Here is a 16,821-nt window from a genome sequence, read left to right as displayed (position 1 = left end):
CTCCTAATATTTATTACGTTCTTACGCGGTCAGGGCGACGTGCATTTTCTGCAGCTTCGCGCGTACCGACGTGTCGAGCACCTGATCACCAACCACGATGCGTACACCACCGATCAGAGTGGAATCCACTTTGACTGTAGGGTGCAACTTGCGGCCAAATTTCTTTTCCAAGAGCACTGAGAGCTCGCTCAACTGAGCTGCCGACATATCAAATGCGCTAGTCACTTCTGCATCTGCAGCACCTTCGTGGGCGTTTTTCAGAGCATGAAACTGGAAAGCGATTTCAGGCAACAAAGTCAAACGGTCATAGTCAGCAAGTGTGTTGATGAAGTTTTTCGCTTCAGCAGTCACTGGAGATTTGATCGCAGACAAGAAAATCTCAGCTTTTTTATCAGCCGAGACTTTGGGGTTGTGTGCAAGAGCTTGTACATCGGGATGCGCACCTACCTGTGCCATTTCGGCAACCAGTTCCGACCAGGCGGACAGGTTACCGGATTGGGCAACACGAAACAGCGCTTCTGCGTAAGGACGAGCGATCGTTGCGAGTTCGGCCATGATTACAGCTCGGTTTTCAGTTGGGTCAACAGATCAGCGTGAGCAGATGCGTTAACTTCACGTTTCAGAATTTGTTCTGCGCCTTTGACTGCCAGCGTGGCAACCTGGTCGCGCAATTCTTCGCGTGCTTTAGTCACTTGATTATCAGCATCCGCTTTTGCAGCAGCGATGATACGGGCAGCTTCAGCAGCAGCAGTGTTGCGGGCTTCTTCAATGATCAGAGCAGCGCGTTTTTCTGCGTTGATGATATGTGTTTTGCCTTCTTCACCAGCAGCAGCCAGTTGAGCTTGCACGCGCTTTTCAGCGGCAATCATTTCTGCCTTGCCTTTGTCAGCCGCAGCCAAACCGTCTGCAATGCGCTTCATGCGCTCATCGATCGCACCAATCACTGGTGGCCAGATGAATTTCGCAGTCACCAAAGCCAGGATGAAAAACACCCCAGCCTGGTACCACATGGATAGATTCAGATTCACTTTAGTTTCCTTATCAAATTAATCGTTCCGCAGGCCAGAGACCTGCGGTAGAAAAAGGAAAGCTATTAGCCTTTGAATGGATTTGCAGTTGCGAAGAACATGGCGATACCAACACCGATAATGAACGCAGCATCGATCAGACCAGCCAACAACAACATTTTACCTTGCAGTTTTTCCATCAATTCTGGTTGACGAGCAGACGCTTCCAGATATTTACCACCCATCATAGCGATACCGATACAAGCACCCAAAGCGCCCAAACCGATGATCAAACCACAAGCCAATGCAACGAAAGCGACGTTAGTCATGAGAAAACTCCTTGAAAGTTAAAATTAAAATACCAAAACCAAAAACTAAAACCAAAAAACCAAACTTAAAATTAATGCGCTTCGTGAGCCTGACCCATGTACACCAGAGTCAACATCATGAAAATGAACGCTTGCAGAGGCACGATCAGGATATGGAAGATGGACCAGGCAGAACCCAGGACCAGATGACCAATACCGCCAAAGATAGAATCGGAAGCACCCAGCAAAGCAGCGATCAGCAAGAACAACAATTCACCGGCAAACATATTGCCGAACAGTCGCATACCGAGCGAGAAAGTTTTCGCTGCGTATTCAACTACGTTCAACAAAAAATTGAACGGGAACATCATTGGGCCAAACGGTGCGCTGAACAATTCCTTGATGAAGCCGCCCACACCTTTGATCTTGAAGCTGTAATACATCATCAGGCCGAAAATACCAATGGAGATGCCCAGAGTACCGTTCAAGTCTGCCGTAGGCACGACACGGTGTGGCATTTCATGATCCAGGCCAAGCACTGGGAACAACCATTGAGAGAACAAATCAACTGGCAGGAAATCCAGGGAGTTCATCAATACTACCCATACAAATACCGCCAAAGCCATAGGGGCGATGAAGCTGGTGTTGCCGTGAACTATGCTTTTTGCGTTGTTGTCCACCATTTCGATGAGCATTTCAACAGCGCACTGGAAACGGCCAGGTACGCCAGATGTTGCCTTGCGTGCTGCCATATACATAATGATGGTGCCCAGCAAGCCGCAAACGACGGACCAGATAACCGTATCAATATTGACATACGACATGTCCCACAAGGACGTTTGTGCATGGTGGCCGTGGTTAGTCAAATGCCCAAGGTGATGGGCTATATATTCTGACGGAGTGACTTGTTCAGCTGAGCTCATGATCAGTGCCTAAAGAGTAAAATGAAATAGCTTTTCAGTACGACGATGAAGGCGATCAAAAAGGCCGGCCAGTTGACATCGGGGTACCAGAAGACAACCGCTGCCATCAGCGCGACTGTCGATATAACTTTGAAAAATTCCCCGATGAAAAAACTCATCGGATTTGCTCCTCCGGGCCTCCGGGCGCTCATGGTCAGGCGCAACGCGAACAAGGCATTTGGAATCGCACAAGACAATCCACCAAACAGGGCAGACAATCCGTAAGAAATATTGCCAAAAATTCCAGCCAGCAAGCCCGCGACCAGCGCTGCCACCAACTGCAGCAGTATGATGCGTGTCATGCTTCCCTCATTTATCCGGGACTGACGCAAAACCTCTCCGGCAGCTATCAAGCCACAGGCCCGACTTAGCTACAGTCGCCTTTGTCTGGCCTTGCGGGGGACAATTTTGCGTAAATCCTACTATTTACCAAGATGGCTGTTGAATTTGTCTGGCTTGCCACGATATAACCGGGCAGCGCAAATCCTCGCCGATCAAAACCCCGGAATTATACGTGGTAGTGCGTTATAACGTCAAACGTTTGATGCATAAGCTCAAATGTTTGGTGCGTCGCGTCAAAATGCATTATTTTGGTGCTTTTTTATTGTTGTACTGTTTTTGCCGCTTTTGCAACTAATGTGTTGAGCCAGTCCTGGCCTTGCTTCCAGCTACCCAGACCAGACTCGCCATTGATATGTCCCTTCGCACCAATCAGGTGCAACTCTGCACCCCAGGTTCTTGCCAGGTCTTGTGCAACTGACAAATCGCACCACGGATCATCGCTGGATGCCACCACCGCGACAGGGCAAGGAAAACGGATTAGTGGCATGGGACTAAAGCTGGCCGCAGGAAAATCTGCCCGGCCCACATCTGGTGGTGCCACCAGCAACGCAGCCCTGACCTTGCTTTTATCCAACACCCCCGGCATGCCGGAAGCCAGCCACCAGGCGGTCAGGGCGCAACCCAGGCTATGGGCGACCAGCACCACCTCGTCAGTGACTGCATTCACGGCAACTGACAAAGTGGCAACCCATGCATCCTTGACCGGATGCTCCCAGTCTTGTTGTTCTACTCTTTTTACATGCGGTAATTCAGCTTCCCAGCGCGTTTGCCAATGGCCGGGACCGGAGTTATACAGGCCAGGTAAAGTCAGTATCTGCATGGGTTCCAAGCTTTTTACTGTCCGCGTATTTTCAGGATGATGCCGTCAAGACTATCCAGATCGGCAAAATCGATCAGCATCTGTCCCCTGCCCTTGCTACCCAACTTCAGGCTGACCTGGGTGGCCAGCAAATCGGACAACTCTTCTTCCAGGCGGGTGATGTCGCGTGATTTTTCTGCCTTGTCGCGCGGTTTGCCGGTGGCACTCATTTCTGCCGTGGTTTTTGCCACCAGCTTTTCTGCTTCACGCACCGACATGCGCCTGGCAACGATCTGGTTGGCCAGTTGTATCTGGGTGGCAGCATCTGTCACCAGCAGCGAACGTGCATGGCCCATGTCGATGTCACCTGCCATCAGCATGGTCTGCACTGGTTTCGCCAGGTTCAGCAAACGCAGCAGGTTTGACACCGCACTACGAGAACGGCCCACTGCATTGGCGGCCTGTTCATGGGTGAAAGAAAAATCTGTGATCAAGCGGTGTATACCCTGGGCTTCTTCCAGCGGATTCAAATCTTCGCGCTGGATGTTTTCAATCAGTGCCATGGCGGCGGCGGCCTGGTCATCGACATCCTTGACCAGTACCGGCACTTCTTCCAGACCTGCCATTTGTGATGCGCGGAAACGGCGTTCACCGGCAATGATTTCGTAACGGGTGACGCCATTGCTCTGCCCCACCGGCCTGACCAGGATAGGTTGCATCAAGCCCTGGGCCCGGATGGAGGCTGCCAGCTCAGCCAGCGCACCTTCGTCCATACGGGTACGGGGCTGGTATTTACCGGCCTGCATGTGGGCCACGTTCAGGCTGGTGGGTGCACCAGTCACGGTTGGCACGGCTTCTGCAAAGTCGGCTGCACCGCCGAGCAAGGCATCCAGGCCACGGCCCAGGCCTTTTTGTTTTTTGTTGGACATACTTATTTTCCCAGTTCCAGTTCTTTAATTTTTTCTACCATCTCTGCACCGAAGGCGATATACGCCTGTGCCCCCTTGGATGTCGCGTCAAACACCACGCCAGGGATACCGTAAGATGGTGCTTCCGCCAGGCGGACATTGCGTGGGATCAGGGTCTTGAAAACCTTGTCTCCGAAATGCTGTTCGAGCTGGTCAGACACTTGCTGCGACAAGGTCATGCGCGGGTCAAACATCACGCGCAGCAGGCCAACGATTTTCAGGTCAGGGTTGAGGTTGGCCGAGACTTTCTTGATGGTATTGGCCAGGTCGGACAAGCCTTCCAGCGCATAGTATTCACACTGCATGGGAATAATCACACCATGCGCAGCGCACAAGCCATTCAGTGTCAGCAAAGACAGGGCCGGCGGACAATCGATGAGAATGAAATCATAGTCCGCATCTACCTTGGACAGTGCTTCACGCAAGCGCTTGTCGCGGTTATCCAGGGACACCATTTCAACTTCGGCACCAGCCAGCTCACGGTTGGCTGGCAAGACATCGAAACCACCGGATTCGGAACGCAATTTAGCCGTTGTCACGTCAGACAGACCGAGCAAAACTTCATAAATCGAAGCGGTCAATTTTGACTTGTTAATGCCGGTCCCCATGGTGGCATTCCCCTGCGGATCCAGATCAACCAATAAGACACGTTTATCGAGTTGCGCCAGCCCTGCGGCGAGATTGACAGTGGTCGTGGTTTTGCCAACGCCACCTTTTTGATTTGCAATACAAAAGATTTTTGCCATAGGGGTTTCCGTGGATTCAAGCCGGGGCCAGGGTTTTCTTGATAAAGATGAGGTGGCGTTCGGCCTGCAAGCCGGGCACCGTCAAGGGTTGTATTTTTTCTACCTGCCAGCCTGTCGGCAGACGTTCAATTTCCTGATTCGGGGCCACGCCTTTCATGGCAATAAACTGGCCGCCATCTGCCAGCAGATGACCCGACCAGTTGATGAAATTACAGAGCTCAGAAAAAGCCCGCGAAGTGATGACATCAAAGGCTGTTTTCACCTGCAGCGCTTCTACCCTGCCGGTATGCACGCTCACGTTTTTCAAGCCCAGCTCAGTCTTGGCCTGGGTCAGGAAAGCCGTCTTTTTGCTGACGGTATCGATCATGGAAATCTTGATATCCGGATAAGTGATGGCCAGCATCATGCCTGGCAAACCACCACCGGCCCCGACATCCAGCACGTTCCTGGCATCCTTGAAGGCAGGGGCTGCCGACAGCGAATCCAGCAGATGTTGCCTGACCATTTCCCTGGGGTCACGAATCGATGTTAAATTATAAACAGAATTCCATTTTGATAATAATGTTAAATATGCAATCATCTTATCTATCTGGGCATCTGAGATATCCAGTGGTAATTCCTGGATACCGTTTTTAAGCATGTCTTTCAGTGCATGTTCCACGTGAATCATTCTGCCTGGCCCTCGACTACCGCATCGGTATTTACCATGAACTCTTTAAAGCCACGTTTTTTCAGATGTACCAAAAGCAGGGAAATCGCTGCGGGTGTCACACCCGAAATACGGCCACACTGACCCAGACTTTCGGGCTGGTGTTTATTCAGTTTTTGCCTGACTTCGATGGAAAGACCATTCACTTCCATATAGTCAAAAGCGACTGGCATTTTGAGGTTTTCAAAATGCACATGGCGCTCAACCTCTTTGGCCTGCCTGTCGATATAGCCTGCGTATTTGACCTGTATCTCTACCTGCTCGCGCACATGCGGATCGACCACACCTGGCCCCGCCAGTGCCTGTCCTTCTACACCCTGCAAACTCATCAGGCTTTCGTAGGTCACCTGCGGGCGACGCAATAAATCGGCCAGGGAATATTCACGCTCCAAAGCCTTGCCTATCACACGCTCTGCTTCGACATCGGCCAAAATGCGCGGGTTGACCCAGGTCGAGCGCAGCCTTTCCATTTCACGTGAAACACTTTCGCGCTTTGTTTCAAACTGCTGCCACTGCGCATCGCTGACACAACCCAGCTTGCGGCCTATCTCGGTCAGGCGCATGTCGGCATTGTCTTCACGCAGACTGAGGCGGAATTCAGCACGACTGGTGAACATGCGATAAGGTTCCTGTACCCCCTTGGTGATCAGGTCATCTACCAGTACACCCAGATAAGCTTCATCACGGCGTGGCACCCAGGCTTCTTTACCCTGGGTTTTCAGTGCCGCATTCAGGCCAGCCAACATGCCTTGTGCTGCCGCTTCTTCGTAGCCGGTCGTACCATTGATTTGGCCGGCAAAAAACAGGCCTTCGATCTGGCGGGTTTCCAGTGAAGACTTCAAACCACGCGGGTCAAAATAATCATATTCAATCGCATAGCCAGGACGCAGGATGTAGGCGTTTTCCATACCGTGCATGGAACGTACCAGGTCCAGCTGCACATCAAATGGCAAGCTGGTAGAGATACCGTTGGGGTAAAACTCGTTTGTGGTCAGGCCTTCTGGCTCCAGGAAAATCTGGTGCGATTCCTTGCTGGCGAAGCGATGTATCTTGTCTTCTATCGAAGGGCAATAACGTGGCCCCACCCCTTCAATGACACCGGTGTACATGGGGCTGCGATCCAGACCGGCACGAATAATATCGTGGGTTTTTTCATTGGTATGGGTAATCCAGCATGGCAACTGCCTTGGATGCATGCTGGTATTACCCATGTATGAGAATACCGGCACCGGGTCCAGATCACCGGGCTGCTCTTGCATCAATGAAAAATCAATACTGCGGCCATCAATACGTGGTGGCGTACCTGTCTTCAACCTGCCTTGTGGCAGCGCCAACTCCTTCAAACGGGCAGACAGGGATATCGCTGGCGGGTCACCGGCACGGCCCGCCGAATAATTATTCAGGCCCACATGGATCTTCCCGTCCAGGAAAGTACCCGCAGTCAGCACCACTGCGCGGGCGCGGAACTTGATACCAACCTGGGTCACAGCCCCGACCACGCGATTACCCTCGACCAGCAAATCGTCAACTGCCTGCTGGAACAACCACAGATTAGGCTGATTTTCCAGGCGACTGCGTATCGCTTGCTTATACAAGATACGGTCAGCCTGGGCCCGGGTAGCACGTACTGCAGGCCCCTTGGATGAATTCAGGATGCGGAATTGTATGCCAGCCTCATCCGTGGCAATCGCCATGGCACCGCCCATGGCATCAACCTCTTTAACCAGGTGACCCTTGCCTATCCCACCTATGGATGGGTTGCAGGACATCTGACCCAGGGTCTCAATATTGTGGGTCAACAATAGGGTGGTTTGCCCCATACGGGCGGCAGCCAAGGCAGCTTCGGTACCGGCATGACCGCCGCCGACGACGATAACATCGAATTCTTTAGGATAAAACATGGTGGATTTCTGAGAAACTTGGATCTGGGAGGCACGATTATAGTTTGTTTTGTGGGCAAAGCTTTAGCCAACTAAAGATTCTCTTTTTATTTAGATCTATGTTTCACGTGAAACATAGACATCAAGACATAAAAAATGAGACCGAAGTCCCATTCTTACCTGCCCGATTGTTTCACGTGAAACAGTTCATTTGAAAAAACCATCATAGGTAGTCTTGCAGATCAGGGCCACGACCACGCCAAGGAACATTTTGCGCACAAATGAAGTACCGTGCTTTATTGCTAAATGACTACCTAAAATCGAACCGCCTACGCCACATACCGCCATCGTCAAACCCAGCATCCAGAGTACGTGACCGCTATATCCGAACCAGATCAGGGCCGCAGTATTGCATGCCACATTCAATACCTTGGCAACGGCAGAAGCTCGCAGGAAGTCATACCCAAAGAAGCGCACAAACAAAAACATGAAGAAGCTACCCGTGCCCGGGCCAAAGAAACCATCGTAGAAACCTATCCCCGCGCCTACCAACATGGCCATATAAGTCTCTTTGCTGCCAGCAAACACAGGTGTATTGTCTGCACCGAATTCTTTTTTCTTGAAGGTATAGATGGCGACACCCAGCAAGATCAAAGGCAAAGCCTTGCGCATATAAGTAGGTGGGATATGAGTCACCAGGAAAGCCCCGGCAAAAGAAAACGAGAATGCCATCAAGGCAGCCGGAGCAACCATGCTCCAGCGCAGACTGACTGTCCTCATATAGCGTGCTGCCGCTACCGTCGTCCCCCAGATACCGGCCATTTTATTGGTGCCCAATAGTGTCGCAGGTACGGTTCCCGGCATGAAAGAGAACAAAGCTGGTACCTGTATCAAGCCACCACCACCAACTATAGAATCCACAAAACCGGCAAAAAAAGCTGCCAGTGCCAACAGAAAAATATCCATATTGAGTTTATTTGATTTGTTTTAGAGATTGCACCATTGCAGACAGGCAAGACAAAATGAGCAAATACAGCACAGATCAGTTATACAGAAGCCTGCTGTAGTCAACAAGGTACAGCCCATGCCATAACAGTTGCAAAGCCACGCCGCCTGTTTGACTAGCAGCTACAAATCAGACAACATGCAAATCCGGCCGCTGACTTCCATCCTCTTCAGCCTGCACTTGTCGATTTACGCTGCATTCCCACCCTTAGGAATTAACAATGAAAATTTGCCTGTCGTCCCTCTTTGCCAGCCTGATCTTTTTCAGCAACATCTGTTCCGCACAAGCTCAGATTGAAATCCCCTTATGGCAAAACGGCGCGCCCGGCCTGCAATATGCGCATGCAGAGACAGCCGAAGACCGGCATGAAACCGGTCGCCTGGACAGATACATCAGCTACGTCAGCAAACCCACATTGACCATCTACCCGGCTCCTGCCGACAAGGCAAGCGGCACTGCCGTACTGGTGGTACCAGGTGGTGGCTTCCGTTATGTCTGCATAGACAAGGAAGGCATAGAAGCAGCGCAATGGCTGAATGCCCAGGGCATTACAGCCGCCGTACTGAAATACCGCACACTGGCACCGGATGGAGATCGTAGCTGGAAATCCATCCTGCCCCTGACGGCGGACACCAGCCGCGCCATGCGCGTGCTGCGCCAACATGCGAGTGAATGGAAAATCGACAACAAGAAGATAGGCGTACTCGGCTTTTCCGCCGGTGGCATTATGGCTCTGCAATTGTTGATGGACCAGGATGAAGGTGACTCAGGCGCTACCGACGCCACAGAAAAATTGGGTAACCGGGCCGACTTTATCGCCCTGGTCTACACCGGCCTGCCCGGCAACAAAGTACCCAAGATCAGCAAGAACACGCCCCCCTTCTTTATCGTCCATGCGTCGGATGACCCAAAGGCACCACCTGCGGTTGCCGCCAAGATTTATCAGCAATTGCTGGAAGGCGGTGCCCAGGCTGAACTGCATACTTTCCGTCGCGGCGACCATGGCTTTGGCATGACGCCCGCAAGCGGTAGCGTGCGCAACTGGACCAGTCTGTACGCCGACTGGATGCGTGATCTCAAGCTGTTAGACAAATAGCATTTGCCTGAAAGTCGAAAAACCCGGCATGTGCTATGGTAGATATCCCTACAACGAGCTAAGAACGTGCCTACGATCTTAATGAAAATGAGATAAAGATGAACGACTTTGAATTCAGAACCGTCCCCAGCCTGATCAGCCAAACCGGTGCAGCAACGCGCCTGGGCAAAATCATACGCCAGGAATTTCCAGCGATTCAGCACGTCCTGTTGGTGACCGATGCCGGTTTCCTGCGGACTGGCCTGGTCCAGCCCGTGATCGACAGCCTGGAAACGGAACAACTCAAAGTCAGTATTTTCTCCGACGTGATTGCCGACCCACCAGAAGCGATTGTCTTGCAAGCGGTCGGCAACGCCCGTGACTTGCAGGTCGAACTGGTGGTCGGCCTGGGTGGTGGCAGCTCTATGGATGTGGCCAAACTCATCGCCATCCTGGCTGGCAGCGAGCAAAGCCTGTCCACCATGTATGGCATAGGCAATGTCAAAGGCCAGCGTTTGCCGCTGATACAAATCCCGACCACTGCAGGTACAGGTTCCGAAGTGACGCCTATCTCCATCGTCACCACTGGTGCCACCACCAAGATGGGCGTAGTTGCGCCACAACTGTATGCCGACATCGCCATCCTCGATGCGCAACTGACCACCGGCCTGCCGCCCAAGATCACCGCAGCGACCGGCATCGATGCCATGGTGCATGCGATAGAAGCCTATACCACCAGGCATAAAAAGAACCCGCTGTCTGACATGCTGGCGGTGCAGGCTCTGAAATTACTGTGGAACAACATCGACGAAGCCTGCACCAATGGCAATAACCTGGCAGCAAGACAAGCCATGTTGCTGGGTGCCATGCTGGCCGGACAATCCTTTGCCAATGCACCTTGTGCCGCCGTGCATGCACTGGCCTATCCGGTCGGTGGCATTTTCCATGTACCGCATGGTTTATCAAATTCCCTGGTCTTGCCGCACGTACTGCGCTTCAATGCCAGCCACGCAGCAGACCTGTATGCCGAACTGGCCGCCATCATTGCACCAGAAGCCACAGGCACAGCAGCGCAGCGTTGTCATTCCCTGATCAAAGCCATGGAAGACCTGGCAGTGCGGGTAGGTATAGAAACCCGCCTGAGTCAGGTAGGCATTACCGAAAAAGACCTGGATCAACTCGCCAGCGACGCCATGCTGCAAACCCGCCTGCTGGGGAATAATCCACGTGAAGTAACGAAAGAAGATGCGCGGGCGATTTACGCAGCGGCTTTGTAAATCAACATAATTGAAAATGCAATATGCTACGCATAGCGGGCCAGAATAATTTGCTTAAAACAGAATGACTTTTAAATCCCCTCCCTTTCAAGGGGAGGGATAGGGTGGGGATGGGTCTCGGTCAATTAACGATAAATGACTTTACGCGGGAAACCCATCCCCATCCCAACCTTCCCCTTGAAGGGGAAGGCGCTCCCGGTTACAACAAAATTGCCGTACAAATGACCGATGCATACATCGCTCCAGTCATTCTGCCCAAATTGAAAAAGAAAGTCTGTCCCAAAAATTAAGCTCAGTATTTATCTGTCGATGATTTCGCGACGGTTTCAATTTCGAGGATCTTGCGTGCGCCCTGCATCTTGACCAGCAGGTGCAAGAACTTGCCCTGATTAGGTGCCACATGATGTTGCGGCAAACCGACAGCATCACTGTCCAGCAGCGCCTGCGTCAGAGCAGTGTCGGTGGGGATCAGGGTGTCACAGAAATAATTATCAACAGCAGACCATGTAGATTGGTTCATAGTCGAAATAGGTGAATGCTGGGAAAGCGTATTCTGGCACAAATCAAACTGACCGCAAAAAACAAAAAGCCCCGCAACATAAGCTACGGGGCCTGTTTGCAAAGTGCAATATTTAACTTGCTTTGACCTTACCCGAACGTCCAACAAAGGCAATCAGTTCACCCACGATGCCGCGTCGGAAAGCCAGTACGCAGACGATGAAAATCAGGCCGGTGACGATAGTGACAGAATCACCGATACTGCGGAACCATTCTACCGTCGTCATATCAGCCAGCAGGTTGCCAAGCTCGCCCAGTTTGTTTTCCAGGGCGATGATGATGACGGCACCGACTATCGGGCCCACCAGTGTACCGAGACCGCCCACCAGGGTCATCAACACCACCAGGCCTGACATGGACCAGTGCGCGTCGGTCAGCGTCTCTGAGCTGAAGATCAGCGTTTTGGTCGCACCGGCCAAACCGGCCAGTGCGGCTGACAAGACAAAGGCCAGCAATTTGTATTTATCGACGTCATAACCGAGCGAGATGGCGCGTGGTTCATTTTCCTTGACCGCCTTCAATACCTGGCCAAACGGTGACTGCACCGTGCGCATGATGATGGCGAAACCGGCAATGGCAATGACCAGCACCAGGTAATACAGATTCAGGTCCACGCTCAGATCGATCATGCCCAGCAGCTTGCCACGCGGTATGCCTTGCAAGCCATCTTCGCCACCGGTGAACTTGGCCTGCAAAAACACAAAGTACAGCATCTGCGCCAGCGCCAGCGTGATCATGGTGAAGTAAATACCCTGACGCCGTATTGCCAGCATACCCATCACCCAACCAATCAGCGCTGCCGCCCCTACCCCAAGTAAGATACCCAGTTCGGTCGGCAAGCCAGCATCACGCAATGCCCAGCCGGTGATGTACCCGGCACCACCAAAAAACGCTGCATGGCCAAACGACAGCAGGCCGGTAAAACCAATCAGCAAATTAAAGGCGCAGGCAAACAAGGCAAAGCACAATAGCTTCATCAGGAACACGGGATACACCACAAACGGCGCTGCCAGCAGCAGGGCAAACGCGATACCGTATCCAATTTTTTTATTCATCATAGGTGCTCCCTTATTTTTCTTTACCGAATAATCCGGCAGGGCGGATCATGAGCACGATCGTCATGACGATAAACACCACGGTCGCCGACAGTTCAGGATAAAACACCCGCGTCAGCCCTTCGATAATGCCCAGGCCAAGACCGGTCAGGATAGAACCCAGAATCGACCCCATGCCACCGATCACCACCACGGCAAAAACAGTGATGATGAGGTTGGACCCCATCAGTGGCGACACCTGTATCACTGGTGCTGCCAACACGCCGGCAAAGGCTGCCAGCGCCACACCAAAGCCATAAGTCAGGGTCACCATCAGCGGCACATTGACACCAAAGGCTTCCACCAGTTTGGGGTTCTCAGTGCCAGCACGCAGGTAGGCACCGAGCTTGGTTTTTTCAATCACAAACCAGGTCGCAAAACAGACCACCAGCGACGCCAGCACTACCCAGGCACGGTAGTTCGGCAAAATCATGAAACCCAGGTCGGTTGCGCCGGACAGGGCTTCAGGCACGGAATACTGCTGGCCAGATACGCCATACACCGAGCGGAACACGCCTTCCAGCAACAGGGTGATACCAAAAGTCAGCAACAAACCATACAGGTGATCCAGCTTGTACAGCCAGCGCAGCATGGTCTTTTCTATGATGATGCCAAACAGGCCAACCAGCAAAGGCGCAGCGATCAGCATCACCCAGTAATTGATGCCGAAATAATTCATGCCCATCCATGCGAGGAAGGCCCCCATCATGTACAGCGCACCATGGGCAAAGTTAATCACATTCAGCAAGCCGAAAATCACAGCCAGCCCCAGAGACAGCATCGCGTAAAACGAGCCGTTGACCAAGCCCAGCAAAAGCTGGCTTAGCATCGCCTGTAGCGGAATACCAAATATTTCCATGGCACTCTAAATAAAATGACCCGATGATGCGCGGGTGGGTGGGTGAAAAGGACGAAGACCTCTCAACACAGAGACACGGAGGCACAGAGAAAAGCAAGAGAAGACCAAATTCTCTTTAACCATATTCTCATCAAATCCTCTGTGTCTCTCGATAAGACAATCTCTACTTTTTACAAAGTTGAAGCATCGTTTTTAAACGATGCTTCACGTACCTAAAACAACGGCAAACCTGAAATTCAATTATCGGGATGCAGAGCAAGGCAGAATTTGCAAAAGCGACACAGCAATACATAAGTATTGCGAGGCTTTGCAACGCCGCTATGCGCCCGAGAATTGGATTTCACTTCCAGAGGACGCATTTGGATTCTGATTTGGTAGTAAATGCCTGTTCACCCGGAATTGTCTGCGCCACTTTGTAGTAATCCCATGGCTCTTTGGATTCGGCAGTCGACTTCACCTGCATCAGGTACATGTCATGAATCATGCTGCCGTCGCCACGGATATAACCGTTTTTGGCATACATGTCATTGATCTTCATGCTCTTCAGTTGTGCCAGCACCTTGTTGGTATCGTCAGTACCGGCAGCCTTGACTGCATTCAGGTAAGTCAGGGTGGCGGAATAATCTGCCGCCTGCAAGCTGGAAGGCATTTTCTTCATTTTTTCGAAATAGCGACGCGACCATTTGCGTGCTTCTTCGTTCTGGTTCCAGTACCAGCTATCGGTCAGGTACATGCCTTGAGTAGCGTTCAAACCCAGGGAATGAATATCATTGATAAACATCAGCAAACCAGCCAGTTTCATGGTCTTGGTAATGCCAAATTCATTCGCCGCCTTGACTGCATTGATGGTGTCACCACCGGCATTGGCCAGACCCAGGATCTGTGCCTTGGATGCCTGCGCCTGCAACAGGAAGGAAGAAAAATCAGATGCCGACAAAGGATGTTTGACCGAACCTGCTACCGTACCACCATTGGCTTTCACCACATTGGCAGTATCACTTTCCAGCGACGCACCAAACGCATAATCGGCCGTCAGGAAATACCAGCTCTTGCCGCCCTGTTTGACAACCGCAGAACCTGTGCCCTTGGCCAGCGCCACTGTGTCATATGCATAGTGAATAGTATGGGTGGTGCATTCTTCATTGGTCAGCTTGGCAGAACCGGCACCAATGGAAATGAACACGCGTTTCTTTTCCACAGCAACTTTGGACATGGACAGCGATGTACCAGAATTGGTACCGCCTATCAGCATATCAACGCCATCGCGGTCAAACCATTCCTGTGCTTTGGCAGAAGCGATATCTGCCTTGTTTTGATGATCAGCAGTGACCAGTTCAATTTTCTTGCCCAGTACCGTACCACCAAAATCGGCAATCGCCATGCGTATGGCTTCGGCACCGCCTTTGCCATCGATATCAGAATACAGGCCAGAAATATCGGTGATGAAACCGATTTTGACCACATCACCAGAAACCTGCGCATTGGCATTCAGCGCAAAGCCGGCCAGTGCGGCGGATACAGCAAGACTTGTCACTTTCAATTTTGCTGAGCTTGCGAATTTTATCTTCATGCGTCTTCTCCAATCACTTATTATTTGATCTGCGGCACCGGGACGGCACTACAGGTTTTCAGCTTCTCTACGGCTTGACTACACACCCAACAACTCATTCAAGACCGGCATTTTTTCCTGCAATTGGGCAGCCGCAAAATTCTCTACGATCTGTCCGTGCTCCATGACGTAAAACCTGTCCGCCAGCGGAGCAGCAAAGCGGAAATTCTGTTCCACCATGACGATGGTATACCCCTTGGCTTTCAGGGTCGTGATCATGCGTGCCAGGGCCTGCACGATGACCGGTGCCAGGCCTTCGGAAATTTCATCCAGCAGCAACAGGCGAGCACCTGTGCGCAAGATGCGCGCTACGGCCAGCATCTGTTGTTCACCACCGGACAGACGTGTGCCCTGACTGTTTTTACGTTCGGCCAGATTGGGAAACATTTGGTAAATCTCGGCGACTGACATGCCCTTGTGGTCTTTCGATACCACAGGCGGCAGCATCAGGTTTTCTTCTGTGGACAAGGATGAAAATATCCCCCGCTCTTCCGGGCAATAGCCAACGCCCAGATGCGCCACCTTGTGGGTAGGCAGGTGGATGGCCTCTTGCCCGTTGATCTTGATCGAGCCCTTGCGTACACCTGTCAGGCCGACGATGGCACGCATGGTGGTGGTGCGGCCAGCGCCATTGCGACCGAGTATGGTCACGACTTCACCCTGGTTCACCTTCAGGTTCACGTCATGCAGGATATGGGATTCACCATACCAGGCTTGCAGGCCGGCAATTTCCAGTGCGGCAACATTTTTAGCAGCATTTGCAGCGCTCATGCGTGCGCTCCTTCCAGTTCGCCGCTGGTGCTGCCCATATAGGCTTCCATGACTTTGGGATTGGTGGATACTTCTTTATAAGTACCTTCAGCCAGCATGGCACCACGCTGCAAGACCGAGATCTTGTCGCAGATACCCGACACCACATTCATATTGTGTTCCACCATGAGGATAGTGCGGCCAGCCGACACCTTCTTGATGAGTTCGGTCACCCTGTGCACATCTTCATGACCCATGCCTTGCGTGGGTTCATCCAGCAACATCATTTCGGGTTGCATGGCCAGCGTGGTGGCGATTTCCAGCGCGCGCTTGCGGCCATACGGTAAATCCACGGTGACGGTATCGGCGAAAGCAGTCAGATCAACTTCGGCCAGCAATTCCATGGCGCGCGCATTCAACTGGTTCAGCGATTGCTCGCTTTTCCAGAAATGAAAGGACGTACCGAGTTTTCTTTGCAAGCCTATACGCACGTTTTCCATTACCGTCAGGTGCGGGAACACGGCAGAAATCTGGAATGAACGTATGATGCCCTGCCGGGCAATCTGGGCTGGTTTGGCCGAGGTGATATCGCGGCCATTGAACAGGATTTGTCCCGAAGTCGGGACAAGAAATTTGGTCAGCAAATTAAAACAGGTGGTCTTGCCGGCACCATTGGGGCCGATCAGGGCGTGGATATGCCCACGCTGCACCTGCAAATTCACGTCGCTTACAGCAGTGAAGCCCTTGAACTCTTTGGTCAAGCGCTTTGTCTCCAGGATGACGTCGGTCATCTCTTCTCCTTATTGTCTGGCTTATGGTGTGTAGTCCACTACGTCCAATGCGACAACGCTTCCTTTACTATCTGGAAGTTT

The 16,821-nt window shown here is 51.9% G+C and carries 20 protein-coding genes; 3 read left to right on the top strand and 17 right to left on the bottom strand.

Annotated elements, in window-relative coordinates:
* Positions 1–21: 21 nt before the first annotated feature.
* From ACO0LM_RS24185 to ACO0LM_RS24135, 11 genes are all read right to left on the bottom strand, one after another.
* Complete coding sequence (locus ACO0LM_RS24185; RefSeq protein ID WP_423040731.1) at positions 22–555, bottom strand: F0F1 ATP synthase subunit delta; 534 nt, start codon at positions 553–555, stop codon at positions 22–24.
* 2 nt (positions 556–557) lie between these two features.
* Positions 558–1,028, bottom strand: coding sequence for a F0F1 ATP synthase subunit B (locus ACO0LM_RS24180; RefSeq protein ID WP_423040729.1), 471 nt, complete (start codon positions 1,026–1,028; stop codon positions 558–560).
* A 65-nt stretch (positions 1,029–1,093) separates the two neighbouring features.
* Entirely contained in the window at positions 1,094–1,336 is a 243-nt protein-coding gene (gene atpE / locus ACO0LM_RS24175) for a F0F1 ATP synthase subunit C (RefSeq protein WP_110254369.1), read from the bottom strand.
* Between the two features lie 71 nt (positions 1,337–1,407).
* Complete coding sequence (gene atpB, locus ACO0LM_RS24170; protein WP_423040727.1) at positions 1,408–2,238, bottom strand: F0F1 ATP synthase subunit A; 831 nt, start codon at positions 2,236–2,238, stop codon at positions 1,408–1,410.
* Between the two features lie 2 nt (positions 2,239–2,240).
* Entirely contained in the window at positions 2,241–2,579 is a 339-nt protein-coding gene (locus ACO0LM_RS24165) for an ATP synthase subunit I (protein WP_186945792.1), read from the bottom strand.
* A 299-nt stretch (positions 2,580–2,878) separates the two neighbouring features.
* On the bottom strand, positions 2,879–3,439 hold the full coding sequence (locus ACO0LM_RS24160; RefSeq protein ID WP_423040725.1) for an RBBP9/YdeN family alpha/beta hydrolase: 561 nt from the start codon (positions 3,437–3,439) through the stop codon (positions 2,879–2,881).
* A 14-nt stretch (positions 3,440–3,453) separates the two neighbouring features.
* Positions 3,454–4,347: a ParB/RepB/Spo0J family partition protein gene (locus ACO0LM_RS24155; RefSeq protein ID WP_423040723.1), complete on the bottom strand. Its 894-nt coding sequence runs from the start codon at positions 4,345–4,347 to the stop codon at positions 3,454–3,456.
* A gap of 2 nt (positions 4,348–4,349) precedes the next feature.
* A complete protein-coding gene (locus ACO0LM_RS24150) occupies positions 4,350–5,132 on the bottom strand; it encodes a ParA family protein (RefSeq protein WP_422990093.1) in 783 nt (260 codons plus the stop codon).
* A 16-nt stretch (positions 5,133–5,148) separates the two neighbouring features.
* Entirely contained in the window at positions 5,149–5,802 is a 654-nt protein-coding gene (gene rsmG, locus ACO0LM_RS24145; RefSeq protein ID WP_423040721.1) for a 16S rRNA (guanine(527)-N(7))-methyltransferase RsmG, read from the bottom strand.
* On the bottom strand, positions 5,799–7,742 hold the full coding sequence (gene mnmG / locus ACO0LM_RS24140; RefSeq protein ID WP_423040719.1) for a tRNA uridine-5-carboxymethylaminomethyl(34) synthesis enzyme MnmG: 1,944 nt from the start codon (positions 7,740–7,742) through the stop codon (positions 5,799–5,801). Before mnmG ends, rsmG begins: the two co-directional genes overlap by 4 nt.
* 186 nt (positions 7,743–7,928) lie before the next feature.
* Complete coding sequence (locus tag ACO0LM_RS24135) at positions 7,929–8,687, bottom strand: TSUP family transporter (protein WP_423040717.1); 759 nt, start codon at positions 8,685–8,687, stop codon at positions 7,929–7,931.
* A gap of 260 nt (positions 8,688–8,947) precedes the next feature.
* Between ACO0LM_RS24135 and ACO0LM_RS24130 the strand changes: the two genes are divergently transcribed.
* From ACO0LM_RS24130 to ACO0LM_RS24120, 3 genes are all read left to right on the top strand, one after another.
* A complete protein-coding gene (locus ACO0LM_RS24130; protein ID WP_423040715.1) occupies positions 8,948–9,823 on the top strand; it encodes an alpha/beta hydrolase in 876 nt (291 codons plus the stop codon).
* Positions 9,824–9,921: 98 nt separating this feature from the next.
* Positions 9,922–11,079, top strand: coding sequence for an iron-containing alcohol dehydrogenase (locus ACO0LM_RS24125; protein WP_423040713.1), 1,158 nt, complete (start codon positions 9,922–9,924; stop codon positions 11,077–11,079).
* 110 nt (positions 11,080–11,189) lie between these two features.
* Positions 11,190–11,369, top strand: coding sequence for a hypothetical protein (locus ACO0LM_RS24120; protein WP_423040711.1), 180 nt, complete (start codon positions 11,190–11,192; stop codon positions 11,367–11,369).
* A gap of 2 nt (positions 11,370–11,371) precedes the next feature.
* Here ACO0LM_RS24120 and ACO0LM_RS24115 read toward each other — a convergent pair whose 3' ends face one another.
* From ACO0LM_RS24115 to ACO0LM_RS24090, 6 genes are all read right to left on the bottom strand, one after another.
* Complete coding sequence (locus ACO0LM_RS24115; RefSeq protein ID WP_423040709.1) at positions 11,372–11,599, bottom strand: hypothetical protein; 228 nt, start codon at positions 11,597–11,599, stop codon at positions 11,372–11,374.
* Between the two features lie 112 nt (positions 11,600–11,711).
* Positions 11,712–12,692, bottom strand: coding sequence for a branched-chain amino acid ABC transporter permease (locus tag ACO0LM_RS24110; RefSeq protein ID WP_423040796.1), 981 nt, complete (start codon positions 12,690–12,692; stop codon positions 11,712–11,714).
* A gap of 13 nt (positions 12,693–12,705) precedes the next feature.
* The gene (locus ACO0LM_RS24105; RefSeq protein WP_423040707.1) at positions 12,706–13,590 is read right to left on the bottom strand and encodes a branched-chain amino acid ABC transporter permease; all 885 of its coding nucleotides are present in this window, start codon (positions 13,588–13,590) and stop codon (positions 12,706–12,708) included.
* Between the two features lie 340 nt (positions 13,591–13,930).
* The gene (locus ACO0LM_RS24100) at positions 13,931–15,160 is read right to left on the bottom strand and encodes an ABC transporter substrate-binding protein (RefSeq protein ID WP_423040705.1); all 1,230 of its coding nucleotides are present in this window, start codon (positions 15,158–15,160) and stop codon (positions 13,931–13,933) included.
* Between the two features lie 78 nt (positions 15,161–15,238).
* Positions 15,239–15,970, bottom strand: coding sequence for an ABC transporter ATP-binding protein (locus tag ACO0LM_RS24095; protein ID WP_423040703.1), 732 nt, complete (start codon positions 15,968–15,970; stop codon positions 15,239–15,241).
* Positions 15,967–16,740: an ABC transporter ATP-binding protein gene (locus ACO0LM_RS24090; RefSeq protein WP_422990069.1), complete on the bottom strand. Its 774-nt coding sequence runs from the start codon at positions 16,738–16,740 to the stop codon at positions 15,967–15,969. The genes ACO0LM_RS24095 and ACO0LM_RS24090 overlap by 4 nt, the downstream gene beginning before the upstream one ends.
* Between the last annotated feature and the right edge of the window lie 81 nt (positions 16,741–16,821).

Origin of the sequence: Undibacterium sp. Di26W (genome assembly GCF_049340265.1) — a bacterium.
GTDB lineage: Bacteria > Pseudomonadota > Gammaproteobacteria > Burkholderiales > Burkholderiaceae_D > Undibacterium.
Note: the sequence above shows the minus strand (reverse complement) of the source record. Positions and strands in the feature narration are given on the sequence as shown.